The sequence below is a fragment of the Salinibacterium sp. M195 genome (genome assembly GCF_019443965.1).
Lineage (GTDB): Bacteria > Actinomycetota > Actinomycetes > Actinomycetales > Microbacteriaceae > Rhodoglobus.
The window spans coordinates 2,462,236-2,488,369 of sequence record NZ_CP040814.1 but is presented as its reverse complement, the minus strand read 5'-3'; the positions used below and the strand labels follow the sequence as shown (position 1 = coordinate 2,488,369).

24 protein-coding genes and 1 tRNA gene are annotated in these 26,134 nt (G+C 60.1%); 11 read left to right on the top strand and 14 right to left on the bottom strand.

What is annotated here, in order from left to right; genetic code table 11:
• Positions 1-87: 87 nt before the first annotated feature.
• A complete protein-coding gene (locus FFT87_RS11885; RefSeq protein ID WP_219948918.1) occupies positions 88-1,917 on the bottom strand; it encodes a phosphoenolpyruvate carboxykinase (GTP) in 1,830 nt (609 codons plus the stop codon).
• Between the two features lie 125 nt (positions 1,918-2,042).
• Here FFT87_RS11885 and FFT87_RS11880 point away from each other — a divergent pair, with 125 nt between their 5' ends.
• Entirely contained in the window at positions 2,043-3,479 is a 1,437-nt protein-coding gene (locus FFT87_RS11880; protein ID WP_219948917.1) for a helix-turn-helix transcriptional regulator, read from the top strand.
• Positions 3,480-3,488: 9 nt separating this feature from the next.
• Here the strand turns inward: FFT87_RS11880 and FFT87_RS11875 are convergent, their stop codons facing one another.
• Positions 3,489-3,929 carry a rhodanese-like domain-containing protein gene (locus FFT87_RS11875; RefSeq protein ID WP_219948916.1) on the bottom strand — a complete coding sequence of 147 codons (441 nt, stop codon included), beginning with the start codon at positions 3,927-3,929 and terminating at the stop codon, positions 3,489-3,491.
• Between the two features lie 119 nt (positions 3,930-4,048).
• Between FFT87_RS11875 and FFT87_RS11870 the strand changes: the two genes are divergently transcribed.
• On the top strand, positions 4,049-4,711 hold the full coding sequence (locus FFT87_RS11870; RefSeq protein ID WP_219948915.1) for a pentapeptide repeat-containing protein: 663 nt from the start codon (positions 4,049-4,051) through the stop codon (positions 4,709-4,711).
• 45 nt (positions 4,712-4,756) lie between these two features.
• Here FFT87_RS11870 and FFT87_RS11865 read toward each other — a convergent pair whose 3' ends face one another.
• On the bottom strand, positions 4,757-6,037 hold the full coding sequence (locus FFT87_RS11865; RefSeq protein WP_219948914.1) for an NAD(P)-binding domain-containing protein: 1,281 nt from the start codon (positions 6,035-6,037) through the stop codon (positions 4,757-4,759).
• Positions 6,038-6,135: 98 nt separating this feature from the next.
• On the opposite strand from FFT87_RS11865, the gene FFT87_RS11860 reads away from it, so the two are divergent.
• Together FFT87_RS11860 and FFT87_RS11855 are read left to right on the top strand one after the other, a co-directional pair.
• Positions 6,136-6,501, top strand: coding sequence for a helix-turn-helix transcriptional regulator (locus FFT87_RS11860; RefSeq protein WP_219948913.1), 366 nt, complete (start codon positions 6,136-6,138; stop codon positions 6,499-6,501).
• A gap of 84 nt (positions 6,502-6,585) precedes the next feature.
• Positions 6,586-6,777, top strand: coding sequence for a hypothetical protein (locus FFT87_RS11855; RefSeq protein ID WP_219948912.1), 192 nt, complete (start codon positions 6,586-6,588; stop codon positions 6,775-6,777).
• Positions 6,778-6,859: 82 nt separating this feature from the next.
• Here FFT87_RS11855 and FFT87_RS11850 read toward each other — a convergent pair.
• Positions 6,860-6,932 (bottom strand) — tRNA-Arg (locus FFT87_RS11850).
• Between the two features lie 86 nt (positions 6,933-7,018).
• Between FFT87_RS11850 and FFT87_RS11845 the strand changes: the two genes are divergently transcribed.
• The gene (locus FFT87_RS11845) at positions 7,019-7,813 is read left to right on the top strand and encodes a transglutaminase family protein (RefSeq protein WP_219948911.1); all 795 of its coding nucleotides are present in this window, start codon (positions 7,019-7,021) and stop codon (positions 7,811-7,813) included.
• A gap of 19 nt (positions 7,814-7,832) precedes the next feature.
• Here the strand turns inward: FFT87_RS11845 and FFT87_RS11840 are convergent, their stop codons facing one another.
• The 9 genes from FFT87_RS11840 to FFT87_RS11800 all read right to left on the bottom strand — a co-directional run bounded on the left by FFT87_RS11840 (position 7,833) and on the right by FFT87_RS11800 (position 17,715).
• The gene (locus FFT87_RS11840; protein WP_219948910.1) at positions 7,833-9,473 is read right to left on the bottom strand and encodes an ABC transporter ATP-binding protein; all 1,641 of its coding nucleotides are present in this window, start codon (positions 9,471-9,473) and stop codon (positions 7,833-7,835) included.
• 5 nt (positions 9,474-9,478) lie between these two features.
• Positions 9,479-10,576: a serine hydrolase gene (locus FFT87_RS11835; RefSeq protein WP_255560151.1), complete on the bottom strand. Its 1,098-nt coding sequence runs from the start codon at positions 10,574-10,576 to the stop codon at positions 9,479-9,481.
• Positions 10,576-11,670 (bottom strand): mandelate racemase/muconate lactonizing enzyme family protein, encoded by a 1,095-nt coding sequence (locus FFT87_RS11830; protein ID WP_219948908.1) that lies wholly within the window; start codon positions 11,668-11,670, stop codon positions 10,576-10,578. The genes FFT87_RS11835 and FFT87_RS11830 overlap by 1 nt, the downstream gene beginning before the upstream one ends.
• Complete coding sequence (locus tag FFT87_RS11825) at positions 11,667-12,167, bottom strand: GNAT family N-acetyltransferase (protein ID WP_219948907.1); 501 nt, start codon at positions 12,165-12,167, stop codon at positions 11,667-11,669. The genes FFT87_RS11830 and FFT87_RS11825 overlap by 4 nt, the downstream gene beginning before the upstream one ends.
• Positions 12,168-13,337, bottom strand: a complete 1,170-nt coding sequence (locus FFT87_RS11820; RefSeq protein ID WP_219948906.1) for an anhydro-N-acetylmuramic acid kinase — start codon at positions 13,335-13,337, stop codon at positions 12,168-12,170.
• Complete coding sequence (murQ, locus tag FFT87_RS11815; RefSeq protein ID WP_219948905.1) at positions 13,337-14,245, bottom strand: N-acetylmuramic acid 6-phosphate etherase; 909 nt, start codon at positions 14,243-14,245, stop codon at positions 13,337-13,339. Before murQ ends, FFT87_RS11820 begins: the two co-directional genes overlap by 1 nt.
• Positions 14,242-15,129 (bottom strand): ABC transporter permease, encoded by an 888-nt coding sequence (locus FFT87_RS11810; RefSeq protein WP_219948904.1) that lies wholly within the window; start codon positions 15,127-15,129, stop codon positions 14,242-14,244. Before FFT87_RS11810 ends, murQ begins: the two co-directional genes overlap by 4 nt.
• Positions 15,126-16,097, bottom strand: coding sequence for an ABC transporter permease (locus FFT87_RS11805; RefSeq protein WP_219948903.1), 972 nt, complete (start codon positions 16,095-16,097; stop codon positions 15,126-15,128). The genes FFT87_RS11810 and FFT87_RS11805 overlap by 4 nt, the downstream gene beginning before the upstream one ends.
• Before the next feature lie 70 nt (positions 16,098-16,167).
• A complete protein-coding gene (locus FFT87_RS11800; protein WP_219948902.1) occupies positions 16,168-17,715 on the bottom strand; it encodes an ABC transporter substrate-binding protein in 1,548 nt (515 codons plus the stop codon).
• A 184-nt stretch (positions 17,716-17,899) separates the two neighbouring features.
• On the opposite strand from FFT87_RS11800, the gene FFT87_RS11795 reads away from it, so the two are divergent.
• Entirely contained in the window at positions 17,900-18,808 is a 909-nt protein-coding gene (locus FFT87_RS11795; protein ID WP_219948901.1) for a MurR/RpiR family transcriptional regulator, read from the top strand.
• Complete coding sequence (locus FFT87_RS11790) at positions 18,805-19,980, top strand: sugar MFS transporter (RefSeq protein ID WP_219948900.1); 1,176 nt, start codon at positions 18,805-18,807, stop codon at positions 19,978-19,980. Before FFT87_RS11795 ends, FFT87_RS11790 begins: the two co-directional genes overlap by 4 nt.
• Here FFT87_RS11790 and FFT87_RS11785 read toward each other — a convergent pair.
• Positions 19,952-20,566, bottom strand: coding sequence for an arginyl-tRNA synthetase (locus tag FFT87_RS11785; RefSeq protein ID WP_219948899.1), 615 nt, complete (start codon positions 20,564-20,566; stop codon positions 19,952-19,954). The two genes, FFT87_RS11790 and FFT87_RS11785, sit on opposite strands and share 29 nt — an antisense overlap.
• 134 nt (positions 20,567-20,700) lie before the next feature.
• Here FFT87_RS11785 and argS point away from each other — a divergent pair, with 134 nt between their 5' ends.
• From argS to FFT87_RS11765, 4 genes are all read left to right on the top strand, one after another.
• On the top strand, positions 20,701-22,362 hold the full coding sequence (argS, locus tag FFT87_RS11780) for an arginine--tRNA ligase (RefSeq protein WP_219948898.1): 1,662 nt from the start codon (positions 20,701-20,703) through the stop codon (positions 22,360-22,362).
• Between the two features lie 5 nt (positions 22,363-22,367).
• Complete coding sequence (locus FFT87_RS11775; RefSeq protein WP_219948897.1) at positions 22,368-23,312, top strand: LmeA family phospholipid-binding protein; 945 nt, start codon at positions 22,368-22,370, stop codon at positions 23,310-23,312.
• A 105-nt stretch (positions 23,313-23,417) separates the two neighbouring features.
• A complete protein-coding gene (lysA, locus tag FFT87_RS11770; protein ID WP_219948896.1) occupies positions 23,418-24,821 on the top strand; it encodes a diaminopimelate decarboxylase in 1,404 nt (467 codons plus the stop codon).
• Entirely contained in the window at positions 24,818-26,134 is a 1,317-nt protein-coding gene (locus FFT87_RS11765; protein ID WP_219948895.1) for a homoserine dehydrogenase, read from the top strand. The genes lysA and FFT87_RS11765 overlap by 4 nt, the downstream gene beginning before the upstream one ends.

Here is a 26,134-nt window from a genome sequence, read left to right as displayed (position 1 = left end):
TCGTCTCTATTGTGGCCGAGGAATGGCCAATAGTTAGTGCAATTGTGGTCACACTAGTAAAGACGAACGGCGAGGCGGTTTCGTTGGTTAGTTCTGAAGGCGCGTTTTTAGCTGTTCGAGCTGGCGCGTTACCGCGGCAGGAACACGACCATCGAAGGTGGCAAAGAACTCTTCAGTGGATGCCGCTTCGGCAAGCCACGAGTCAGTGTCGATCGCAAACAGCTGTTCCATGGTCTCGTCGCTCAAGTCGAGACCATCGATGTTGAGGTCACCGTCGCGGGGGAGTAAGCCCAGGGCGCTTTCGCGTGCAGCGACCTGACCATCAACACGCTCAAGAATCCACTCGAGTACGCGAGAGTTCTCGCCGAAGCCTGGCCAGAGGAACGAGCCATCCGCTGATTTGCGGAACCAGTTGACCTGGAAGATGCGCGGCACAGTGCCCGACGTGCGAAGATTCTGGCCGACTGAGAGCCAGTGCGCCCAGTGATCAGCCATGTTGTATCCACAGAAGGGCATCATGGCGAACGGATCTCTCCGCAGTTCGCCAATGGTGCCTTCGGCAGCCGCCGTCCGCTCAGATGAGATCGTGGCGCCCAGGTAGACACCATGCTCCCAATCTCGTGCCTCCACCACTAGCGGCACGTTGGTCGCGCGGCGACCGCCGAAGATTATGGCGTCAATTACGACGCCCTGTGGCGATTCCCACTCATCTGCGATGGTGGGACATTGTGCTGCTGCCACAGTAAAACGTGAGTTCGGGTGCGACGACGGGGTGCCCGATTCAGGCGTCCAGTCGTTACCCTGCCAGTCGATCAGGTGCTCAGGCGCCTCATCGGTCATGCCTTCCCACCACACGTCGCCGTTATCTTTCAGAGCGACGTTGGTGAAGACGGTGTTGCCCCAGATGGTGTCCATCGCGGTCTCGTTGGTGGCGATTCCTGTTCCAGGGGCTACGCCAAAGAAGCCTGCTTCGGGATTGATGGCGCGCAGGCGGCCATCAGATCCCTTGCCGAGCCACGCGATGTCATCGCCAATAGTTTCGGCTTTCCAGCCGGGAATCGTCGGCTTGAGCATTGCGAGGTTGGTCTTGCCACACGCGCTAGGGAATGCCGCTGCGACGTGGAAAACGCGACCGCGCGGGTTGGTGAGCTTGAGGAGCAGCATGTGCTCAGCGAGCCATCCTTCGTCGCGAGCGATCACCGAAGCGATGCGCAGCGCGAACGACTTCTTCGCGAGAATTGCGTTGCCGCCGTAGGCGGAACCGAACGACCAGATTTCGCGGGTCTCCGGGAAATGGCTGATGTACTTGGTCTGGTTGCAGGGCCACGAAACATCCGTGTCTCCCGCGGCGAGCGGTGCACCAACAGAGTGGATGGCGCGCACCCATTCAGTGCCAGCATCGATTGATTCGAGAACAGCAGTTCCCATTCGCGTCATGATGCCCATGCTCATAACGACGTAAGGGGAATCGGTAACCTGAACACCGATTTTGGCGAGGGGAGAACCGAGCGGGCCCATGGAAAACGGAACGACGAACATCCGGCGACCGCGCATGCTGCCGAGGAAGAGGCCATCGAGCGTGGTGCGCATTTCTGCGGGTTCTGCCCAGTGGTTGGACGGGCCAGCATCCTCTTCTTTAGCTGAGCAGATGAAGGTGCGCGATTCGACACGGGCGACATCGCTTGGGTCGCTGCGTGCGAGGAAGCTGTGGGGTCGGTACTCGTCGTTGAGGCGTGTCAGCGTTCCGGCTTCGACCATCTGGTCGGCGAGCTGGTCGGCTTCTTCGGCGCTGCCGGTGCACCAGACGATTTCGTCAGGCTGGGTAAGGGTGGCGATCTCTTCCACCCAGGCAACGACACTGGGGTCTGTTCCGTCGGGTGCGGAGAAGTGGGTCTTTGTCATCTCGGCGATGCTCATTTCTACCTTCCGCTACAGGCTGATGGTGCTGAAAAAACTGTTCTTGTTCGATCATGAACCCCTTTTCTGAGTGTTGCAGCGGATTCGATTGAAAAGAATCGCAGTTCTTTAGTTATAGTGAACCTGTGAATGATCTTGTGACTTTGGGCCAACGCATCCGCCACTTCCGAACGACCGCCGGATTCACCCTCGACCAACTCGGGGATCGGGTAGGTGTTGCCGGTAGCCAGCTCTCCCTTATGGAGAATGGGCGACGCGAGCCACGACTGACACTGCTTTCGGCAATCGCCTCCGCCACGGACATCCAATTGGCTGATCTGCTGGATGAGGCGCCGCCAACAAAGCGCGCTGCTCTAGAGATCGAACTGGATCGGGTGCAGCGCAGCACGATCTACGCCTCGCTAGGGCTGCCGAAAATTCGCCCATCGAAGGGCATCCCGGATGAAACGCTCGAAGCGATCGTCGGGCTTCATCATGAACTCTCAACGCGGTCACGCCAAGCGATCGCCACCCCCGAGGAGGCGCGACGGGCCAACACGGAGCTGCGCCAGCACATGCGCACCCTCGACAACTACCTGCCCGACCTTGAGCGGGAAGCGGAAAAGCTCACAGCCGCCGGTAACCACACCAGCGGGGCTCTCACCCATCGTTCGGTAAGTTTGATGGCCGAATCTTTGGGATTCGAGCTCGTGCACGTTCACGACCTTCCGCACTCTGCACGCTCGGTGACCGATCTCAAACACGGACGCATCTACCTGCCTCCTGCCTCCATCCCCGGCGGCCACGGATTGCGGTCGATGGCCCTCCAAGCAATGGCCCATCGAGTGCTGGGTCACACCGAACCGACAAGTTACGCCGAATTCTTGCATCAGCGACTAGAGATCAACTACTTTGCTGCCGCCGTGCTGATGCCGCTGAAGCATTCCGTCGAGTTTCTGAGCGAGGCAAAAGCAGAACGCAACATTGCGGTCGAAGACTTTCGGGATGCTTTCGGCGTTACCCACGAGGCCGCAGCATTGCGTTTCACCAATTTGGCGACCTCGCACCTCGATCTCGAAACACACTTTCTCCGCGTCGGCGACGACGGAGCGGTGTACAAGGCTTACGAGAATGACGGCTTGCGGTTGCCGGTAGACGTCACAGGCTCAGCGGAAGGCCAGTTCGTGTGCCGCAATTGGAGCGCCCGCACAGCCTTCACCCGCACGAACCGCACCACCGAGTTCTACCAATACACCGATACTCCCGAAGGCAGCTTCTTCGAATCTACCCAGACCGGAACCACGGATGCCGAAGAGTTCTCCATCACCATCGGAGTACCGTTCTCGCATTCGAAATGGTTCCGCGGGCGCGCGACCGACAACCGACGGTCATCGAGCTGCCCCGATGAGACCTGCTGCCGCAAGCCAGAAGACGAGTTGCGCGATCGCTGGGCGGGCAACGCCTGGTCAAGCGCCAAACTGCACGCGCACATTCTGTCGCCGCTGCCCTCGGGAACCTTCCCCGGGGTCGACGACCGTGAGCTCTACGAATTCTTGGAGTCCCACTCGAGCGACGCGCACTAGGCTCGCCCGCTAGCAGTCGCAGCTGGGCCCGGCTGCAGGAGCGGTGAGCACGTCGGGTTCGCGCACGATTCGACCGTGGTCGTCAACGACGGGGAAGCCTTCGCGCACCCAGTATTCGAATCCGCCAATCATCTCACGCACGTCGTAGCCGAGCTTCGCAAACTCGAGAGCGGCTTTCGCACCGCCGTTGCAACCGGGACCCCAGCAGTACACAACAACGGGAGTGCCGACAGGGATCTCTGCCGTAGCGCGGTCCGCGATCTCGCGGGTGGGTAGGTGGATGGCGCTGACGGCGCGACCTTGACTCCAGGCGACGTTGCCGCGCGTATCCACGAGAACAAATGACGCATCGTCGTGAATGGCCGCGTGCACATCGGAGGGATCAGTTTCGAACTCGAGTTTGCTCGAAAAGTGTGCGACTCGGTCAGCGGCGGAAGCGGGTGAAGTCATAGCGACAGAGTAGTGGTGTGCGCGGTCAGTGGGGTCGGGTACCGTGAATTGTTCACTGGCGTTTTGGCGATGCGTCCGCATCCTCTCGCTCGCGAGGAAGATCAGAAAGAGCACCGTTCATGGCAAAGAAATCTCTCACCGCTGCTCCTCGGTTCGACGAACTCACGCTCACAAATCTTTCGAACGGCAACGCGGATTCTCTGCAAGCGCACGAAAGTTACAGCGGTCAGCGTTTCGATGCGGTGGATATCCGTGAACGTGATTTCTCGGGAATCTCTTTTAATGAAAGTGAGTTTGTTGAACTCGAGGCCAACGCGGTCGTTTTTCGTTCGGCAAGTTTCGTCGATACTCGTTTTGAGAAACTCAACGCCCCCATTTTTACCGCTCCGCGCACCAACCTTCGCGACGTCAGTTTCGAAGGTTCGCGCTTCGGGTCTGCCGAGTTTTACGAAACGAGTTGGAGCTCTGTGCGTTTCACGCACTGTCGCATCGGGTATCTCAATCTTCGTGGGGCGCATCTTGAAGATGTGCTCTTCAGCGACTGCCTCATTGACGAACTCGACCTGGGGGCGGCAACCGCGAACCGGGTGTCATTCAAGAACACTCAGATCAACAACCTTGACCTCACTCGCTCCACGCTCACGAATTTCGATCTTCGTGGAGTCGAGTTGCGGCAGCTTGGCGGAGTCGAGCACCTCACAGGTGCGACGCTCAATTCCCACCAACTTGTCGAACTCGCCCCTCTCTTCGCTCGTAATTTAGGGATCGTCATCGACGATTAGCGCGGTGCATTAGTGAGCCCACGAGGAGGTTAGCGTTCACCAGACTTAACAGCCGCCACCAGTCGTGCAGCACACGCCAGTTTCCGGGAGCATGAGGTTGACACGCTCAGCGCTTGCCGTGTCGCCCGCGATCGCGGCGACTACGGAGCGCACTTGTTCGTAGCCTGTAGCCATCAGGAAGGTAGGGGCGCGGCCGTAACTCTTCATGCCGACCACGTAGACGTTCTTCTCGGGATGTGAAAGCACGCGAGCTCCGTGGGGTTCGACGGTGCCACAGCTGTGCACGTTCGGATCGATGAGCGGTGCGAGAGCTGCCGGAGCCTCAAGCACGGGGTCGAAGCTGAGGTGCAATTCACGAAGGATGCCAAGGTCGGGGCGGAAGCCAGTGGCGGCGGCCAGGGCATCCACGGTCACGGCTTGTTCCCCGTCGGAGTTGCTGCTGATTGCGCGAAGTCGACCATCGGGCTGAGCTGCAAGTTCGGTGACGGTGAAATCGGTGAGCAGCGTGATGGCTCCCGACTCCACAGCGGCCTTGAGGCGGGTTCCGAGCGCACCGCGACCCGGCAGTTCGTCGGAGGAGCCACCGCCGTACAGGCGGCGAGCGGAACGACCACGAATCGCCCACGTGATTTCGGTGCTCGGTTCGTTGTCGCGCAACGCGGCAAGAGCGAGCAGCGTGTTGGCGGCCGAGTGACCCATACCGATTACGAGGGTGTGCTTGCCGGCGAACCGAGCACGATCGGTGCCGAGAACGTCAGGGAGCGGGCCAGTAAGCCAGGCGGTGCTGTCGGTTTCGCCGGTCGCGGGGAGCCCCGAGGCGCCGATGGGGTTGTTGTGACCCCACGTTCCTGAAGCGTCGATGATGGCCGAGGCGAGGATGTCGTACACGCCGTCGAGGGAGTCGACGCGAACCAGGAGCGGGTGGCGCTCGCGGCCAATCGTCTTGGTGGAGTCGATGCCTTGGCGCGACATCCCGATCACTCGACTGTTGTAGTGGATCACGGGAGCCAGTTCGGCGGTTGCTGCCAGTGGCCGCAGATAGTCGTGCACAAGGTCGCCGCCGGTCGGGAGCGTTTCGGCGTCGGGGGAGGTCCAGCCTGTGCGTTCGAGCAGTTCGCGGCTTATGGGGTCGACGCTGTAGCGCCAGGGGGAGAAGAGGGAGACGTGTCCCCAGTCGTTGATCGCGGCCCCGGCGTGAGCGCCGGCTTCGAGTACAACGGTGCGGATACCGCGGGTTACCAGGTTGGCGGCAGCAGCGAGCCCGATGGGGCCGGCTCCGATGACTACGACGGGTAACTCGCTTGCGGGGGAAGGTGCGACGGTCATTGCTCTCCTCGTTGTTGTTCGCCAGCGGCACCGCTAGCGTTGGCTAACAATAACAGCATCTACTGTTGATAACAAAGAAGCTGTGTAAGATCGTTGTTATGAGCGAACGCGTCGATCTTCTGATGATCCAGAAGCCCACCTGGTCAGCCACGGCCGAACGGGCCCAGAGCCTGGCGCCTCTATTGCGCGCTCTCGGCGACCCCAACCGTCTTCAGTTGGTGCTCTTGCTCACCGAACGCGCCCACACCGTGCGTGAACTGACGGATGCCACGGGGCTTAGCCAAACGTTGGTGAGCCACCACTTGGCACCGCTGCGTGACAACGGCCTCGTTACGGTCACGCCCCGCGGCCGCTCCAACGTCTACGAACTCTGCTGCGAAGCCTTCGCTGAGCCCGTCAAAATGCTCGCCTCTGTTGCCACGAGCACAGACGCCGGCGCAGAAGCCTGCTGCGTCGTCTCGTAACCTAAAGGTCGCGACTGACTCAGCAGTAGCGCCGTCACTTGTACATTCATTGAGTTGGCGTGCCTGATGACTTACCTTAAAGCTATGACTAAACCTCAAGCCGCCGTTCTGTCTCGCCGAATGCTGACGTTTGCCGTTGTCTACAGTGTGCTGATTCTCGGGATCGGGCTGTGGATAAGCCTCGCTACCGGCGAATGGATTGCGCTGCTCTGCGCATCTGGGCTCGTTATCCTGCCGGTCGGTGCAGCAGCTGTTCGAGCTAAGAAACCTCGGTAATTTCGCTCAGCGCCCCGAAAACAAGAAAACCGTTGACCCTCTGAGAGGACAACGGTTTGTTGTTTACTGCGGTGAATATCTGTGCCCCCGGAGGGAATCGAACCCCCGACCTACGGTACCGGAAACCGGCGCTCTATCCCCTGAGCTACGAAGGCAAGGACATTAGCTTAGCAAGCAATTGCCCCGATAATTAGCACGCTGTTCTGATGCTCGCTTCAGCTAGTCGTGACATTATCGGGGGATGCTGCGTACCGTTACGTCCCACCAAGAACTTGACCTTCGCGGTCGCACCGAAATGGTCTTCAGTATTGCGGTGTCCGCACACTGGCCTACGGCATCCGAGTCCATTGATTTTGTGCTGGATGGGGTGCCCCAGCAACCGAAAGAAATGGTCGATGCGCGCGGAACCCGCCTGCATTCGCTCATTGCCGGGCCTGGGCGGCTCGTCGTGGACTACGCCGCCACCGTCGAATCAAGCCCCGAGCCTGCCGAGCTCAACGAGATAGATCGGGTCGAGTACCTTCGGCCAAGTCGTTATTGCGAGTCTGACGTGCTCACGCCGAGTGCGCGTTCGCAGTTTTCTCACCAGGTCGGCCACGAGTTGCTGCAGTCCGTGCGCGACTGGGTCTCGCAGAGTATGCGCTACACGCCGGGTGTGTCGGTCTCCACCGATGGTGCCGCTCACTCGTTGCTCACGCGACGGGGGGTGTGTCGCGACTACGCCCACCTCACTATTGCGATGTTGCGGGCGAAGGATGTGCCGGCTCGTTACGTTTCTGTCTACGCCCCGGGCCTTAGCCCGATGGATTTTCACGCTGTCGCCGAAGCGTATGTCGATGGTGCCTGGTGGATTGTCGACTCGACCGGTCTGGCACCGCGTCAGTCGCTCGTGCGCATCGCGACAGGTCGGGACGCTGCTGACACGGCGTTCCTCACCAATCACTGGGCTGACCTGTTCTTGCAGAACCTTGTGATTACCGCGACGGCGGATGTGCTGCCGATCGACGATCACCGGTCGCCAGTACAGCTTCCCTAGCGGCGCCAGCCCACGCGCCTCAGTCGATACTGAGATGCGATCCCGGAATCGCTTCGAGCAGTTCACGCGTGTACGCATCCTGAGGGTGCTCGAAGATCTGCTCCGGGGTGCCGCTCTCGACGATTCGTCCGCGCTGCATAACGTGAATTTCATCAGAAATCATGCGAACCACCGCGAGGTCATGGCTAATGAAGAGGTAGCTCAGCCCGAGTCGTTCCTGAAGCTCAGCGAGAAGTTCAAGAGTCTGCGCTTGAACCAGCACGTCAAGAGCAGAGACGGCTTCGTCGAGCACAACCAACTCTGGCTCGAGCGTTAATGCGCGAGCAATTGCGACACGTTGACGTTGACCTCCCGAAAGTTCGTGGGGGAGCCGCGATGCCATTGCGGCTGGCAGTGATACTTGGTCGAGCAGTTCAGCAACGCGCTCTCGTCTGCTAGCTGCGGTTCCCACTCGATGCACCTTGAGCGGTTCGATGATCGATTGCTCGACGGTGTAGCGAGGGTCGAGAGAGGCATAGGGGTTCTGGAAAACAGGTTGCACTCGACGGCGGAACGCGAAGAGTTCGCGTCGCTTGAGGGTTGTGAGATCGACTCCGTCGAAGAGAATTGAACCGCCAGAAATCTCTTCGAGCCCGAGTACTAAGTTCGCCGTCGTCGATTTGCCAGAACCAGACTCGCCAACAATTGAGACCGTGGTGCCTTTGCTGATGGTGAAGCTCACACCGTCAACGGCGGTGAAAGTGGTCGCTTCGCCGGCTTTCGGCGAACGCAGTTCGAAGACCTTGCGAAGGTCGCGAATTTCCACCAGTGGAGTTGCCACGGCGGCCGCGGTCGTCGCGACGGTTCTGAGCGGGCGCCGGGTCGACAAACTTGGTGCAGCGGCGAGAAGCTGCTTGGTGTAATCGTGTTGAGGGTTGGTGAAAATATCGTGAGCGGTGCCTTCTTCCACGATCTCGCCGCGAAACATCACGACTATCCGGTCGGCCCGCTCAGCGGCAAGCGCGAGATCGTGAGTAATGAGGAAAACCGCGGTGCCCATGCGACCAGTGAGCTCATCGAGCTGGTCCAAAATGCGACGCTGCACGGTGACATCAAGGGCAGAGGTTGGCTCATCGGCAATCAGTAAACGCGGCTGGCAGGCGAGGCCCATCGCGATGAGCGCGCGTTGACGCATGCCGCCGGAAAATTCGTGAGGATACTGACGCGAACGTTGTTCCGCATCCGGGATTCCTACGAGTTCGAGCAACTCGACCGCACGCTGATGAATCCGAGGACCAGTTTCGATTCCGTGAACCTCAAGCGCCTCACCAATCTGCGCGCCGATCCGCATGAGGGGATTCAGATTCGACATGGGATCTTGAGGAACAAGTCCAATGCCTGCTCCGCGCAGTCTCACGAGAGCGCTTTCGGGAAGCTCAGTCATCTCGCGGCCCTCAAACAGGATGCTGCCCGAGGTGATGCGGGCATTCTCGGGGAGGAGCCGATTGATGGCAGCGGCGGTCGTCGACTTGCCGGAACCGGATTCTCCGACCACGGCAACAGTCTCTCCCGCGGCGACATCGATCGATACATTGCGTACCGCCGGCACCAGTTCCCTTCCCGTGAGGAAGGCGACCGAGAGGTTATCAATACGGAGAACGGGGTTGGTGGTTGTCGTCATGGCGGTCACTCCTGGTTGCTGAGAATCGTGGCAAGCGCGTTAAGGACGTGCTGCCAGTGAGCGTCGGTGGGGGAAGGGGTTGTCGCGAGCAATCTGTTGCAGGCGAAGGCCGCGGTGATACCGCGGTCAGGTACGAAGGCGAGAGCAGCGCCGGTAAAACCGGGATGCCACAGCAGCGGAAGCGGTGCGCCGTTGACGGTGAGCGATGTACGTCGCCATCCCAATGCTTGGCCGGAGTCTGGGCCCTCGGCGAAAACCTCGGCGGTGACTTCGGGGAGAAATAGTTGGGGGTGGTCGTTAGCGCGGCTCAGAGTCGCACCGACGTCGAGCAAACTGTCGACTGTTGAAAAGATGCCAGCGTGTCCGGCTACGCCGTCGAAAGCGTGGGCACAGTTTCCATCATTGGCGGTGCCGCGAACGGGGGCGGTGCGCCAAGCGAATCCGGCGTCGGACCAGCTCACAGGGTACGGATCGCTAGTGCGCACCATTCGCTCTTCTGCGGCATCTCCGAAGGAACTTGTCGACACCTGGCTCGAGACGGGGCCGTATCCGAAATGTGAAAGCCCTAGCGGTTCCGTCACGAGGGACTGCACCGCTTTATCGAGTGATTCGCCCGTGATCGTCGAGATGAGGCGCCCGAGCGTCATGAACCCCAGATCGGAGTAGTGCCGCTCGTGTCCGGGAGAATAACGCAGTGGCAGAGCATCGATCGTCCGGAAAGGATCGTCGGTCGCTTCCGGCGTGAGATACAGCGGCTGCCACTCCCACAACCCTGCGCGATGGCGGAGCAGATCACGGACTGTCGTGTCACGGGCACCGCCGAAGCCAGGGATGAAACGACTGACTTCGTCGTCGAAGTCGAGCTGATTTTCGGAAGCTAAACGGTGCAAGGCTGTGGTGGTGGCGACAACTTTACTCACCGATGCAACGTCGTGGAGGGTGGCCCGACTCATCGCGTCGGCGGCACGCGTCGTGGACGTATTCCCCGCCACAGCCACCGTTCTTTCGCCATCAATCTCGACGCCGACAACGCAGCCAACCGCGCACTGGTCGCCAACACCGGCAATCTGCGCTGCTGCTGCTTGCAGAATCGTTTCCGTCATCACGCGGCGCTCCGTGAGGTGATACCGCTGACGCCGAGCCCCGGCCCCGCACCCAACATCGCGAAGTTGTTCTCGTAGCGGAGTCCTCCGGTGACGCTGGGCTCACGCAGCCAGAGCCCGGCATCCAAATCATGGGTGGCTTCGGGGCTGATGGCTGCAGCGAGAGAGGCCGCCGCGGCAACACCAACCGTGCTCTCCATCATGCACCCAACAATGACTTCCATGTCCGCGTCACGAGCCGCGGCTGCCAGCTTCATTGCTTCGCTGAGACCGCCGGCCTTCGCAAGTTTGATGTTGATGCTGTCTGCGGCGCGAAGCCTAATGACATCGCGGAGATCACGAATAGTCCAGACTGATTCATCCGCAAGTATGGGCACATTTACCGCAGCGGTCACGCGAGCAAGGCCCTCAAGATCGAGTGCACTTACCGGCTGTTCGACGAATTCTAGATCTATGCCAGCATCTTCAATCGAATGGATGACGCGGATTGCTTCGTCTGGTTGCCACGCCTGATTCGCATCAATTCTCAAGTTGAGGTCTTGGCCGAACTCCGTTCGAAGTGCCACGAGGTTCCTGAGTACTTCGCCGCTCGATGATGCCTTGAGCTTGATGGAGTGGAATCCACCAGCGACATGCACTCGAGCGCTAGCGAGCACCTCAGCGACAGTACCGACAGAGAGAGTCATATCGGTAGTGATCCGCGTGCAATCAGCATTGGCACCCAGCGAGCGAGCGAGCGAGAGCCCCGCGGACTGCGCGCTGAGGTCGTAGAGGGCGCACTCGACAGCGCTACGAGCAGAAGCGTTGCCCACAATCGCTTGTGTCACCAGCGCAGCAAGCTCCGTCGTGTCATCGAGTGGTGCTGAGTCGAGCGATTCGCTGAGCGGGCCGACAACTGCAGCGGTGACGCTCTCGGGGCTTTCTCCGGTAACCCGCCAGCTGGTGGGTGCCTCGCCCCATCCCGAGCGGCCGTCGCTATCGGTAGCCTCCACGAGCACAGCATCGATCGCCTCGACCCGGCGCACGGCCGTGACGAAAGGACGCACCAGGGGAAGACGAACCCGATGAACGAGGAGCTGAACGAGATGACTCATGCGGACGCCTCTAAGGAGCGGCTCAGCCGTATTTCTGGGGCACCGAACTCTTGTTGAGTGCGAGTCTCACCATCGGGGGCCCAGCCGCGACTCTGGTAGAAAGCGACAGAGGGTGTGTTTGCGGCAAAGACCCACAAGCGGGCCGCTTCTGCTCCGCGTGTGCGAAGCGAACTCACGGCCGAGTCAAGAAGTGTCGTGCCGAGCCCCAATCCTTGGGCATCGGGAGAAACGTAGAGAGAGTGCACCGCCCCTTGGTCGCCAACCGCGGCGAATCGAACCATGCCCAGGATCTCGCCTTCACGTTCGGCGACGATCACGGGGCCAGCTGTTTCTGAGAGCACCCGCTGCCACAGGGCAGAAGCACGCTCGTCCGTCATCTCGTCGATAGCGGGTTGCGGAAGCAATCCGGTATAACTTCGTCGCCAGCACGCGAGAAATACCGCGACAATGGCGGCATGATCTGCTTGCGAGGCGGCGCGCAACTCGAGAGAAGACATTTAGCGCACCACGGTGAGCGTGAGCGAACGAATCGGTCCCTCCTGGGGAGCGGGCAAAACGAGTCCGTCGCGGCCAGGAGTAATCGTGCCCAAGATGCGGGGGGCGCGTGCCCCCGTGCCGCCAGGAACTGTCGCTGGTACGCCATGAAGAGTGCACCATCCGATCAGCGCGAAAGCTATTGCTTCTTTACCGTCAGCGGGGGCGCCAAGCACATCGGCGAGCACGATTTCGGTTGAAGCGAGAGCGCCGCGAAGTCCTTCGAGCATGACGGGGTTGCGGCATCCGCCCCCGGAAACAGCGAGGTAGGTGATTCCCTGCTTGCTCACATCGCGCGCTACCGTTCGCACCGTCAACTCGGTGAGGGTGGCGATCAGATCGGCGGCTCTGAGAGAGCGCCCGAGCTGCTTTTCGGCGGCGCGAATGTACCCGAGGTGGAAGTGCTCTTTTCCGGTGCTTTTCGGAGTCCCGAGACCGTAGTAGGGGTCCGCGAGAAGTTGCTCAAGCAATTCAGGATCCACGAGGCCGGATGCCGCGATAGCGCCGTCCTCGTCAAAGCCGAGGGAGTTCAGCTGTTCGTCGACAACAACGGCATCGATTAGCGCGTTTGCGGGCCCGATGTCATAGGCCACAAGGTCACCGGAGTTAATCACGGTCATGTTCGAGATGCCACCGAGATTGAGCGCAGCCGAAACGTCACCGCGATCGCGCAGCAACAATTCATCAAGAAAAGAAACGAGAGGCGCGCCGTGCCCTCCCGCCGTAATGTCGCGGATGCGGACATCGGACACTACGGGAACCCCGAGGCGCTCCGCGATCCACGCCGGTTGACCAATCTGGAGAGTGCCTAACGCGTGCGAGCCATCGACCCAGTGATAGACCGTTTGGCCGTGCGAAGTCACAGCGTCGACGCCGCCGACTGCATCAGAGGCTGCTGCCGCAGCATCCGCGAATGCCTGTCCGATCAAGGTGTCGAGTTCGCAAACTTCGGCCAGCGTCGTTTGTGCTGGCGGTAGCGCTGCAACGATTCGCGCTCGCAGTTCAGGAGAGTATGGAGTGCTCACGTCGTGAAGCACCGTGCCGGTGAGCGCGCCATCATGTTCAACGAAGTCGACCACTGCGGCATCGATGCCGTCATGCGAGGTTCCGGAAATCATGCCTAGGACGCGCATTATGCTCCTTCTAGGGCGAGTCGAAGTCGGCCAGATGTCTGAGCTAGCCTGTTTCTCGCTTCGTCCATTGTGCAGCCCAACGCCAGCATCAAGATCGAGGCTTTAACGTCGTAGCTTGTCGTTTCGAGGGTGGATTCTGCATCATCGCGGGAGGCGTTCGCAATTTCGGCAACCATGCGCACCGCTCGGGCCCGCAGCTTGTGATTGGTCGGCTTGAGATCGACCATGAGGCTGCCGTACGTCTTTCCCTGGCGAACCATCACGATCGTCGAGAACATGTTGAGTACCAGTTTTTGAGCAGTTCCCGCTTTGAGACGCGTCGAGCCGGTCAAAACTTCTGGACCAACGGCGACTTCGATCGCAAACTCGGCGGCGGCGCTCAGCGCAGTCCCCACGTTGCATGAGAGGCCGACGGTCAGTGCGCCACGCGAGCGGGCGTGTTCGATTGCGGAAATGACGAAGGGAGTGCGACCGCTCGAGGCTATGCCAATGACGGTATCGAGCGGGCCAATTCCCGCCGCGTCGATCGCTGCTGCGCCGGCTGGACCGTCGTCTTCGGCTCCCTCCTTCGGCGTCACAATGGCGTCGGAACCGCCAGCCATGATTGCGAAAACAAGCTCGGGAGGAGTATTGAAAGTCGGGGGGCATTCGGATGCATCGACGACTCCGATTCGGCCAGGAGTCCCGGCGCCGACATAGACGAGTCGACCTCCAGCAGCCATCCGCTCACTTGCGGCTTCGATCGCTGGCACAATCGCGGGGAGTTGCGCCTGAACAGCGCCAGGAACACTCGAATCGGCCTCATTCATCGCGGTGGCGAGTTCCGCAACGCTCATGAGGTCAAGGTTGGTGTAACGGGGATCGACTGCTTCAGTCGCGAGCCCATCCAGATCGTTGAGCATGCTCATTTTTTGCCTCTGTTTCTGGGGTCGAGAGCGTCGCGCAGACCATCGCCGAGGAGGTTCAGGCCGACGACGAGGAGAACAATGACGGCACCGGGGGCGAGCATCGTCCATGGGGCGATACTGACCAATGTGCGAGCCTCAAAAATCATGGATCCGAGAGACGGGGCGGGAGGCGGAGTGCCGAGCCCTAAGAAGCTTAAGGATGCCTCGGTGAGAACCGCCCACGACAGTGAGAGCGTCACTTGAACAATGACGATGGAAGTGATGTTGGGGAGCACGTGCCGGAACATAATCATCGCGCGACTCTGGCCGGTGCTGGTCGCGGCTTTGACGTATTCGATCTCGCGGAGAGAGAGCACCGGGCCGCGGGTGACTCGGATAAATATCGGCACGTACACCAGCCCGATTGCCGCAGCAATGGTGAACCAGTTGCGATTGAATACTGATGCGAGCGTGAGAGCGAGGAGCAGCGGCGGAAATGCGAAGAGCACGTTCGTAATCCCGCTGATAATCCCGTCGGGGATCCCGCGGTAAAAGCCTGCGACAACGCCGGCAAGAGTTCCCACGACTGTGGCAAACGCTACGGCGACGATTGAGATCAGCGCTGAGTTTGCGACACCAGCCGCTACTCGAGCAAACACATCGCGGCCGAATTGATCGGTACCGAACCAATGAACCGCCGACGGTGATTGAAGCCGGGATGGCGGGTCTTGCGTAATGGGATCAAACGGGAGAAGCCCGAAAGCAGAGATAAGACTCAATACGCCAAGAAGAACGATCAGGATGAGTCCAGTGAGGCCGCTTTTGCTGCGCACGAGCAGACGAAGGCGTTCGCCGGTGGGGCCGCCAGCAGCGCTCAGCGTTGTCGATGGTGTGATGTCGGTCATTTTGCACGCACCCGGGGGTCGATGAGCCGGTAAAGGAGGTCAGTGAGGAGGTTCACGATCACGAAGGCAAGGGCGATAACAAGCACAGTGCTTTGCACAAGCGCATATTCCTTTTGTTGGATGCCGAGGAGAACTTGTCGACCAATGCCGGGAACGGAGAATATTTGTTCCACAACGACGGCGCCGCCCAAGAGGTAACCGAACTGTAAACCGGTCATGGTGACAATCGGGACTAGCGCGTTGCCGAGTACGTGCTTGAACTGCAGTCTTCGAGACGGAATGCCTTTTGCCCGTGCCGTTCGAACGAAGTCGTTGGCGCGAATCTCGAGCACGGCGGTTCGAGTGGTGCGCATGATGGGCGCGGCGATTCCGAACCCGAGCACGATCGACGGGAGCATCATCTGTTGAAGATTGAGCAGAGGATTGTCGAAGAAGTAGGCGAAGCCTTCACCGTTGGGGTTGTAACCGAATGATGAGGCAAGTACTGCAAGCAGCGTTGTCGCGAGCAAGAATGCGGGGATCGAGAGTCCGGCGAGTCCGACTACTTGGCCGAAAGCGTCGCGCGGTGAGTCTGGTCGAGAAGCAGAGAGCATTCCCAGGGGGATGCCGATCGCGAGAGCCAAGACGATCGAGAAGATAGCTAGCTCGAAGGTGACAGGCAATGACTGGGCTGTGAGGCTCAGCACGCTTTCCTGCGCGCGAGCGGAGAACCCGAGGTTGCCCGTGAAAAGGTTGCCGATCCAGCTGAAGAATTGAATTACCAGCGGTTGGTCGAGGCCGTAGTACGCCTCGAGCGCTGCCTTCTGAGTGGGAGTGAGGGCGGCGGCTTCAGTTCCCAGCCCGGCTGTTATCTGGTTACCGGGAATTGCCCGCAGCATGATGAAAACGAATACGGCGACACCGATAAGTGTCGCAAACGTGGAGAGAATACGTCGCAGTATCGGATTCCGGGAAAGTCTTCGCAGCATGGTCTTCCGTAAATTGTGGTGAATGTGGCCGGTGGTGTGGCGCTGGATTACGCGCCACACCACCAGGGGACTAGTTGACCGACGTCGTGCGAAGCGACTGCAAAGAGCCGTTCGTCATCGGGGTAAATCCCTCTACATCACTGGTTGTTGCGGTGTAGGTGTAGCTCGTAAAGAGCCAGATCCACGCCGCATTGTTTTCGAGTTCGGCAGAGACCTGTGCGTAAATCTCTTTGCGCTCTTCAGGGTCAGAACTTTGCTTACCGGCAGCAAAGAGTTCGTCGAGTTCGGGAGAGCTGTAGCCAGCTACCTGGTTGAGGTTTCCCGTGCTCGTGAAGTAGCGACCGTACATGCCATCGGGGTCGGGGCGACCACCGTTGAGTGCTACTGCAGCGTCGAAGTCTGCCGCGATCCAACGATCAACGAATGCTCCCGATTCCAGAACTTCGATGTCGAGAGTAATGCCAGCTTCGGCCGCTTGCGACTTGAGGTTCTGGGCCTCGTTCACGCTCGTGGAGTATTCACCCTGCGAGACGATCGTGTTGATGGTTACGCCGTCAGACTTGCCCGCCTTGGCGAGGTAATCAGCAGCTTTGTCTAGGTCACGCTCCGCACAGGGGCGATCGCTGGTGTCCGAACGGTATGCCGGCGATGTGATGGGGCCGGTGATCTCGCCCTCACCCAACGCTGCAGTGTCGAGCACTTCTTGTCGGTCGATGGAGCATTGCAAAGCAAGACGCACGTTCACGTCGGTCAGTGCCCCACGCGTCGCATTGAGCTGAAGCGCGTGGTAGCTGAGCTGCGGGGTAGCCTCGACGGTGACATTTCCGGTCTCTGCAGTTTGTGCGACTACGGCGTCATCGAAGACGGCCAGCTGCACATTCCCGCCCTGCATCGCTGAGACGATCGACGACTCGTCCGGGATTACCCGGAACTCGACGGTGTCAAGCTTCGCAGTGTCGCCCCAGTACGCGTCGTTCTTGGCGAGCGTGATCGACTGGCTCGCCGTGCGCTCTTCGAACAAGAACGGGCCAGTGCCGTTCGGTGTCGTGTTGAGAGCTTCTTCGGTGTCGTCTGATGACAGCATTGCCATGTTCAACACCGCAAGGTTTGCTGGCAAAGCAGCGTCCGCGGCGCTCAAAGTAAGAACGACGGTGTTTTCGTCTGGAGCGTCAACCGCGGTGACCGAGGCCAGGGAACTAGCAGCGACCGCAGCTGTTTCCTCGGTCATGATCGCTTCGAGCGAGAACTTGACGTCTTCAGAGCCGAACGTGCTGCCGTCAGCGTAGGTCACCCCTTGACGAAGGGCGAACGTGACGGAAAGGCCATCTTCTGAGGTTTCCCAAGACTCAGCGAGTCCGGGAACTACGTTGAGGTCGGTGTCGAACTCAGTCAGGGTGCCGTAGATGTTCTGCAGAACGTTTACGGACTGGAACTGTGTTGCCTTCCACGGGAACAGTGTGTCTGGGTCGCTCGTGACACCAACTACCAGTGTGCCTCCGCCAGCGTTGCCGGTGGAGGGTGAATTCGAAACGGCACATCCGGTCAACGTCAACGCAACTGCGGTGGCGATGCTAAATATGCCGAAGCTTGTGCGCCGTGCGCCAGTGCTTCCTTGCATGTGAACTCCTCAGGGCTAGTGATGCCTTGACCGGTGGGGTGGTGCGATGGAGCCGGCCCGTTGAGCATCCTTGATCTCGGTACGTTACGAAAGTACACGAAAAACACTTTCTATGTAACAAAGTTCCTCGTATAGTTATCCATGCATCCCAGCATCAACGCTGGTGCCATCAATGAGGAGGCATATGTCTGGACTCCGCGCACCGACCCCGTCGGAACGCAACGATGCAGCTCTCGTGCGCATGCGTTCGTTATTGCCTGAACTCCGACCAAGTGAACGGAGAGTCGCCGATCTCTTTCTTGCTGACCCCACCGCGGCAGCAGATCTTTCGATTAAGCAGATTGCGTCGCGATGCCAGACGTCAACGACAACTGTCGTGCGCTTCTCTCAGCGAATGGGCTACGAGCATCTTCGAGACCTCAGACGAGACGTGCTCCGTGACGTCGCCCGCGAGAGCTTTGAGACTTCAGCACTGCCAGATGTCTCCGGTGACATCAACAAAAATGACAGCCTGCACGAGATCGTCGCAAAAGTGTCATTGGCAGAAACTCTGTCGATTGCCGATACCGCGAAGACTCTGGATGTTGTCGCGCTCGCCGCTGCGGTTGCCACAGTCGTCGGATCCAGTCGCGTCGACATCTTTGGGGTCGGTGCCAGCTCGATTGTCGGTCTGGACTTGCAACAGAAGCTGACGCGGATTGGGCGCACCGCGCTGAACTGGTCAGACTCTCACGCCGCCTGGACTTCGGCAGCGACGCTGGGCCCGCACGCAGTTGCAATCGCCGTTTCGCATAGCGGACGCACAATTGACACGATCGAGTTCTTGGCAATCGCGCGCGCTGCCGGAGCAGCAACCATTGCGATTACTAACCACGAGAGTTCGCCGCTGGCCGAGCACGCAGACATTGTGCTCACTACTGCGGCCAGGGAGACAGGATTCCGATCGGGCGCGCTCGGAAGCCGAATTGCTCAACTCATGGTGGTTGATTGCATGTTCGTCGGCGTCGCCCAAGCAAATTACGAAAGATCAATGTCCGCGATCCGTGACACCTACGCCGTAGTGCGTCATTTGCGGGTAACCGGAAACTCATGATCGGACGTGTGGCGCTGTTCGCCGCGTTCATCGGGTTGGGCGCGACGGCGGCAGCAATTCCCGCGGCGCTGCCTGCCGCGGAACGTTCGATCGGTGGTTCCGTGCTTGAAGCTGTCCCTGTGCTGTTCGCCGGACTGCTCATCGGCGTCGTGCTCGGTGGATTCTTCATGCGCGTATTGCGCCCGGAAGTTGTGCTCGTTCTGGGCTGCACGCTGCAGAGTGGGGGGTTGATAGCGTTCGCGCTCTCGCACACTTCACTGCTCATTCTGGCGGCGAGTTGGCTGGCCGGATTTGGCTTCGGGCTGAGCGAGGTATCGGCAACACTGTGCGCGAAACGAGAGTCGCGCGGCAAAAGTGCCGCTATCAGTCTCAGTGCACTTACCGGCGCTGTCGCAATCACGGCTGCGTGCACACCGCTCCTGATCGTTATCGCAGGTTCTTTCGTCGACCCGCGGTTGGCATTGATGGGAGTTGCGGTAATTCCCGTCGCAGCGGCAGCCCTCGTCTTCGCGACCCTGCGGGGGCAACCTTCACGAGCGAATGACGAGAAAGCCCGGCACGGAAAGCGAAGAACGAACCTTCGCGTCTACGTCGCATTAGTGCCCTTCTTGCTTGCCCTTCCGGTTTATGTGGGGATCGAAACAGTCTTCGCCGGCTGGTCTGCAGTCCTTCCGGCTACCTTGTTGGATATCGACCCGGCGCTGGCGGGTTTGGGAACCTCAGCATTCTGGATGCTTATGGCTCTCGGTCGATATGTCGCTGTCGTGATGACAACCCGCGGTGCGGCCGCAGAAAATATCGTGGTGTGGGGCAGCGCTGCAGGCGCTCTGTGTCTGTTCGTGGCGGCCGGGCTCACAGAACGGGCTCCAGAATGGGCCATCATCGCGATCGCGATTGCCGTTGTCGCGATAGCGCCGAGCTACGGAGTAATCGCTGGACTTGCGTTGGATCGGTTATCTGAGGGGACTGCTCCCGATGCTCTCGGAGTATTGGTAGCGTGCGGCGCAATCGGCGGGGCGCTCATTCCGGCCGCTATTTTGATTGTGGCGAAGGACCCGGCATCCTCGCTCACTTTTGTCATATGCGCGGGGGGACTTGTGGCCGTCGCCATCGCCATGAAGTTGAGCTCAAATAATGAGGACGCTATTTCAGCGCAGCTTTCGCGACAGTGACGAGTTCCGCAGCACCCGCTGCTCGGTCGAAGGCGGCCGAGCTGAGCGTCATCCAGTAGCTGCCGCTGAAGACTTGCGCGGTTCCCGTGCCGCCGCTGGAAGTGAAATAACCGTCGAATTCGCTGACCTTAGCTCCGGCGGCTGACTTCAGCGAGGCAAGTTTGGCTGAGGTGGGCTTGGCGACCGAGACGTCGATGGTGATGCCGCTTGTTCCGTTCTGCCAGCGGCAAGCAGTGCCTTTGGATTGAAGCGCGCTCGCGGCAGGCGATCCCGCTGCGGGAGTAAAGCTGTTCAGCAGCACATAGTTGGGGTTGAAGTCGTATATGGCCTGCGGCGAGATCAGTTCAGTGCACGCAATGGTCACGGGCGTCGCTTGAGCGTCGGGCGTTGCCGTTACCGCCGGCTCCGGAGCCGCCGTCGGCGCACTCGTAGGGTCACTGGTCGGTGTCGACGTTGGCGTCGGGGAGGACGATGACGCAGTGGGGGATGAAGTTGGTTCAGGCTCGGTCGGAACACACGCGCTTAACAGGAGAGCGGATGCGCTCAGCGCGATCGCTGCAGGAATTACACGTAGTTGAAGAGCCATGGTTCCATTCTCGCGACTGAGAGCGTCTTCGAAGTGCAGTGACCCGGCAGTGTCGCCAACTGCGACAGAACCGAGACCTAAGTCCGCGTCGGATCCCGCGCGGAAGCCCGGTAACCACCCAGTACTCTTAAGGGGTGAATCCTGCTGATCTTTCTGCCACCCTTCTTTCTGTTGTCACCCGCATCGCGGCTGACCGCGGCACGCCCGATCTGGGTTTGACCGTGAACGATCTGGTGTTAGAGCGACCCCGCAATCGCGATCACGGCGATTGGGCATCCAATATCGCGATGAAGTTGGCGAAGCCGTTGGGGGCGAACCCGCGAGAGTTGGCGACCGAGATTGCTGAGCAGGCTCGGGCGATCGAAGGTATTGCTGCCGTGGATGTGGCTGGCCCTGGTTTCATTAACATCACCTTGGATGCGGCTGCCGCTGGCGCCCTGGCAAAAACAATTGTCGAGCAGGGTGAGGCTTACGGTCGCAATGATTCGCTCGCGGGTCAGACCATCAACTTGGAGTTCGTTTCGGCGAACCCGACTGGCCCTTTGCACATTGGTCACACTCGGTGGGCGGCTCTCGGCGACTCCCTTGCCCGGATCCTGAAGATGGCGGGTGCCGAGCTTGTGAGCGAGTTCTATATCAATGATGCCGGCAACCAGATGGACAACTTCGGTGCCTCGATTCTGGCGTCGGCCAAGGGCGAGCCGACCCCAGAAAACGGCTACCCCGGCGCGTACATCGGGGAGCTTGCCAAGGGTGTTCTTTCGAGCCATCCTGAGCTGCTTGACCTCGACCATGATGAGGCAATCGCGGTGGCGCGGGAGCGCGGCTACGAATTGCAGCTGGGTGCTATCAAGAAGTCGCTCGCCGATTTCAATGTGAACTTCGATGTGTGGTTTAGCGAACGAGCGCTACACGCCACTAATGCCGCTGGCGCCAGCGCGATCGATGACGCTGTCGAGCGCCTGCGAGCTCAGGGTCATGTCGCAGACCGCGAGGACGCGGTATGGGTCACGACCACCGACTTCGGCGACGACAAAGACCGTGTCATCAAGCGCGGCAATGGTGTCTATACCTATTTTGCGGCCGATGCCGCCTACTACTTGAGCAAGGGTGACCGCGGATTCGCCCACAAGATTTACTTGCTCGGTGCCGACCACCATGGCTACGTTCATCGCCTTAAGGCGCTCGCCGGTGCTGCCGGCGATGACCCGACGAAAGACATTGAAGTGCTCATCGGTCAGCTGGTGAGCATCAATGGTGCCCGGCTGTCGAAGCGCGCCGGCAACATCATCGAACTTGATGATCTGCGTGAGTGGCTCGGAACGGATGCTCTGCGCTACTCGCTCGGGCGCTACCCCGCCGATTCGCCTCTCACCTTAGACCCGGAGATCCTCAAAAAGCGCACGAACGACAACCCGGTCTTCTACGTTCAATATGCCCACGCGCGCACGCACAGTGTTGCGCGTAATGCGGGGGAGTCGGGAGTGGACCGCAGCGTCTTCGATGCCTCGTTGCTCACCAACGAAACCGAGAGCATCCTGCTCGGGGTGCTTGCAGAGTTCCCGCGCATCGTGGCTCAAGCGGCGGAATTGCGCGAACCGCACCGCATTGCACGCTTCGCCGAGGAACTTGCCGGCAGCTACCACCGTTGGTACGACCAGTGCCGCGTCACCCCGATGAACGATGAAGAAGTCACCGATGTGCACCGCACGCGCCTCTGGGTGAACGATGCTGTCGGTCAGGTTCTGCGCAATAGTCTCTGGATGCTCGGGGTCAGCGCACCCGAGCGGATGTAGTTTTCGTGGCCAACGACAAGCCCGCTAGCTCAGGTGCTCAGAGCGACGACGACGACGACGATTATGGTACTCAGCCGACGCTCGATTTGAGCGCCCAGCCAACCGTCGAGCTCACCCTCGACGACGGTTCCGCAGCTTCAGCAGCAGCTTCTCCGGGTTCGAGCGATGTCACGGCGAAACCAAAGAAGCGCCGTCGCGCGCTGTGGTGGACCCTGAGTGGTGTCGTCGTCTTTCTCCTCGTCGTTGGCGTAGTCCTCGTCGAGACGGTGGGGCGTGCGATTGCGACGGACCTCGTTCGGGACAAAATCGTCGCCTCGCTCGGGCTGGATTCGAGCGATGGCGTCGCGGTTGATCTCGGCTCAGGATCGTTGCTCATCCAGGCCGTCACAGGGGGACTGGATGTCGTCACGATCGATATCGATCGCTTCGAAGTTAATGGGCTCACTTCATCCGCTCGCGTAGTCGCTACTGAGGTACCTCTCGATTCATCGAAGCCGATCGATACGCTCACGATTGATGTCGGGGTGCCTGGCGATCAACTCGACAAGCTCGCCGGCAATCTGAGCGGTCTCGACCTCGACTCCATCACGCTTGAGGGCTCGGCGATTCGAGTGAGCACGGTGTTTGAACTGTTGTTCATCAAGATTCCGGTCGCGGTCGATCTGTTGCCGGTTGCTGCTGGTGACGCGATCGCGTTCGAGCCGCAGTCAGTGTTGCTGGGCGACGAAGAAATTTCAGTCGTTGATCTGCGCAATAACCAACTGTTCTCGGGTCTGGCAGGAAGCCTGCTCGATTCCCGTGAATTTTGCGTCGCAACATCGCTCCCCACCGCCGTCACAATCGACAATGTGGAGATTGACGGTGATGAACTCATGATCCAGCTCAGCGCAAACGGCATTGCGCTCGACGATGAGGCGTGGGAGCAATACGGCACGTGTCCCGAGCAGTAACTCGATTCAGCGTTGGACGTCTCTCCCGTTAGAGTGGTCAGCATCCCCAACCCCCGTGCGGACACAATCCGCTGTTTTCCGTCTACATCTCTGTGAGGTGCGACTGTGTTCGCGAATCCGCTGGCGCCTGAGTGGCTCGAAGCCCCCGCCGAGGCAAACTCTTTGCCGTCGACCGTCTGGTCGCGTAATGCTGCGCGCGCAGAAACGGGCGAACTCGTCATTGCCGGGGTTGCCGCAAGCGAACTTGTTGCCACCTTTGGCACTCCCGTTTATGTCATTGATGAAGCGGATGCGATTGCTCGCGCCACCGAGATCAAGGCGGCATTTGACGCTGAGTTCGATCGCATCGGTTCGAGCGTGAAGGTGTACTACGCGGGCAAGGCCTTCCTGTGCACCGAAGTTGCCAGGTGGATGACGGCCGCTGGCCTGAACATCGATGTTGCCTCTGCAGGCGAGATGGCGGTTGCACTCGCAGCTGGCGTCGATGCGTCGCGTTTGGGATTCCACGGCAACAACAAGAGTCTTTCCGAGATCGACCGTGCCGTGCGCGCGGGCATCGGCCCCATCGTTATCGACAGTGTCGTCGAAATCGGTCGGGTCGCTGAAGCCGCAGCACGGCACGGCCGAACCCAGCCGGTGCGCTTGCGCATCAATAGCGGGGTTCACGCGTCTACCCACGAGTATTTGGCGACGGCGAGGGAGGACCAGAAGTTTGGGATTCCGTTGTCGGATGCTGAAGCTGTTGTCGCTCAGATTCGTTCGCATTCTTCGTTGGAGTTTGTGGGCATCCATTCGCATATCGGATCGCAAATTTTTGACACGGCAGGGTTCGCGGAGGCTGCGCAGCGCCTGCTTGAGCTGCATGCGCAACTCTCGATCGATGCGCCAGTGCCCGAGCTGAATCTCGGTGGTGGTTTTGGCATCGCGTACACCTCAGCCGATGAGGCCCTGCCTGTGGCAGAGCTCGCCGCGTCGCTTGCGTCAATTGTCGAAGCGGAGTGTGCGCGATTAGGCATAGCGGTACCGCGCATCGCTATTGAGCCAGGACGTTCAATCATTGGCCCATCCACGACCACTTTGTACACCGTCGGCACGATCAAGGATGTGCTTGTCGACGGCGAGGCTGTGCGCAAATATGTCAGTGTCGATGGCGGCATGAGCGACAACATCCGCACCGCACTTTACGGGGCAGACTATTCCGCTCGAATCGCCAATCGCGCCTCGGCGGCTGCTCCGGCGCTTGTGCGCATTGCGGGAAAGCACTGCGAGGCAGGCGACATTGTTGTTCGCGCCGAATACTTGCCTGGCGATGTTGAGGCCGGCGACGTGGTCGCAGTGCCAGCAACGGGCGCCTACGGCTGGGCGATGTCTAACAACTACAACTATCTTGCGCGCCCGCCAGTAGTGGCGGTGCGCGAAGGAAAGGCCCGCATTATTGTGCGCGGCGAAACCGAAGACGACTTGCTGAGCCGCGACGCAGGAATCACACCATCAGGAGAATCTGAATGATCGAATACCGCAACCTTCGTGTCGCAGTTTTGGGCGGCGGAAGTGTCGGATCGCAGGTAACCGCCCTGTTGCTCGAGCACGCTGACGAGCTCGCCGCCCGTGCGGGAGCCGGGCTTGAAGTCGTGGGCGTTGCCGTCCGTGACCTCGATGCTCCTCGCGACACCAACATCCCGAAAGAACTACTGACGACTGACGCGGAGTCGCTCATCGTCGGCGCTGACATCGTGATCGAACTTATCGGTGGGCTTGAGCCTGCGCGTACGTGGATTCTCAAGGCCCTGCATTCGGGGGCCGACGTCATCACGGCAAACAAGGCGCTTCTGGCGCATCACGGTGCCGAGTTGTTCGAAGAAGCCGCCCAAGTTGGGGCGCAGCTCTACTACGAGGCCGCTGTTGCTGGCGCGATTCCGATCATTCGCCCCTTGCGCGACAGCCTTGCCGGTGACCGCGTCGAACGTATTCTCGGAATCGTCAATGGCACCACCAACTACATTCTTGACCGCATGGATGCCACGGGCGATAGTTTCGACACCGCTCTTGCTGAGGCCACGCGCTTGGGCTTCGCTGAGGCGGACCCCACCGCAGACATCGAAGGCTATGACGCTGCGCAGAAGGCCGCGCTGCTCGCGAGCCTGGCGTTCCACACGCGTGTTCCCCTGGATGCCGTGCACCGTGAAGGAATCACGAGCGTCACTGCGGAGCAGGTCGTTGCCGCGCGCAAGGCTGGCTATGTCGTGAAGCTGCTCGCGATCTGTGAACGTGTGCTTGCCGCCGACGGTTCGACCGAGGGCGTGAGCGCTCGCGTTCATCCGGCCCTCGTGCCGTTGACTCACCCCCTCGCTGCTGTGCACGGCGGAAACAACGCCGTGTTCGTTGAGGCTGAAGCTGCAGGCAGCCTCATGTTCTATGGCGCTGGTGCTGGCGGCCGCGAAACAGCATCCGCGGTTCTGGGTGACGTCGTTTCCGCCGCTCGTCGCCACGTTATCGGTGGCCCTGGGGTGGCGGAGTCGACTCACGCCAATCTTCCGATTTTGCCGATCTCTCGCGTAATGACGCGCTACCAGATCACCTTGACGGTGGTGGATGAGCCCGGTGTGCTCGCCACAATCGCCGCAGTATTTGCGGACAATGCGGTTTCGGTGGAGGCGGTCAACCAGACTGTCGGCGCGGTAACGGAGGGTGTGCCAAGCGCTACCCTAGTTACGGTGACGCACGAGGCGGCCGACGAGTCGCTTGCCGCCACGGTGGTAGCGCTAGCCGAAAGTTCGGTTGTGCGAGAAGTTGTGTCCGTTTTGAGAGTTGAGGGGCTGTAA

Coding starts and splice junctions, on each gene's coding strand:
- FFT87_RS11785 (WP_219948899.1), bottom strand. CDS start 20,566: ATGGCTCTTCAACTACGTGTAATTCCTGCAGCGATCGCGCTGAGCGCA.
- FFT87_RS11765 (WP_219948895.1), top strand. CDS start 24,818: ATGATCGAATACCGCAACCTTCGTGTCGCAGTTTTGGGCGGCGGAAGT.
- FFT87_RS11805 (WP_219948903.1), bottom strand. CDS start 16,097: ATGCTGCGAAGACTTTCCCGGAATCCGATACTGCGACGTATTCTCTCC.
- FFT87_RS11870 (WP_219948915.1), top strand. CDS start 4,049: ATGGCAAAGAAATCTCTCACCGCTGCTCCTCGGTTCGACGAACTCACG.
- FFT87_RS11835 (WP_255560151.1), bottom strand. CDS start 10,576: ATGACGGAAACGATTCTGCAAGCAGCAGCAGCGCAGATTGCCGGTGTT.
- FFT87_RS11885 (WP_219948918.1), bottom strand. CDS start 1,917: ATGAGCATCGCCGAGATGACAAAGACCCACTTCTCCGCACCCGACGGA.
- FFT87_RS11845 (WP_219948911.1), top strand. CDS start 7,019: ATGCTGCGTACCGTTACGTCCCACCAAGAACTTGACCTTCGCGGTCGC.
- FFT87_RS11800 (WP_219948902.1), bottom strand. CDS start 17,715: ATGCAAGGAAGCACTGGCGCACGGCGCACAAGCTTCGGCATATTTAGC.
- FFT87_RS11810 (WP_219948904.1), bottom strand. CDS start 15,129: ATGACCGACATCACACCATCGACAACGCTGAGCGCTGCTGGCGGCCCC.
- FFT87_RS11795 (WP_219948901.1), top strand. CDS start 17,900: ATGTCTGGACTCCGCGCACCGACCCCGTCGGAACGCAACGATGCAGCT.
- murQ (WP_219948905.1), bottom strand. CDS start 14,245: ATGAGCATGCTCAACGATCTGGATGGGCTCGCGACTGAAGCAGTCGAT.
- FFT87_RS11820 (WP_219948906.1), bottom strand. CDS start 13,337: ATGCGCGTCCTAGGCATGATTTCCGGAACCTCGCATGACGGCATCGAT.
- FFT87_RS11830 (WP_219948908.1), bottom strand. CDS start 11,670: ATGAGTCATCTCGTTCAGCTCCTCGTTCATCGGGTTCGTCTTCCCCTG.
- FFT87_RS11790 (WP_219948900.1), top strand. CDS start 18,805: ATGATCGGACGTGTGGCGCTGTTCGCCGCGTTCATCGGGTTGGGCGCG.
- FFT87_RS11860 (WP_219948913.1), top strand. CDS start 6,136: ATGAGCGAACGCGTCGATCTTCTGATGATCCAGAAGCCCACCTGGTCA.
- FFT87_RS11855 (WP_219948912.1), top strand. CDS start 6,586: ATGACTAAACCTCAAGCCGCCGTTCTGTCTCGCCGAATGCTGACGTTT.
- FFT87_RS11875 (WP_219948916.1), bottom strand. CDS start 3,929: ATGACTTCACCCGCTTCCGCCGCTGACCGAGTCGCACACTTTTCGAGC.
- FFT87_RS11825 (WP_219948907.1), bottom strand. CDS start 12,167: ATGTCTTCTCTCGAGTTGCGCGCCGCCTCGCAAGCAGATCATGCCGCC.
- FFT87_RS11865 (WP_219948914.1), bottom strand. CDS start 6,037: ATGACCGTCGCACCTTCCCCCGCAAGCGAGTTACCCGTCGTAGTCATC.
- FFT87_RS11840 (WP_219948910.1), bottom strand. CDS start 9,473: ATGACGACAACCACCAACCCCGTTCTCCGTATTGATAACCTCTCGGTC.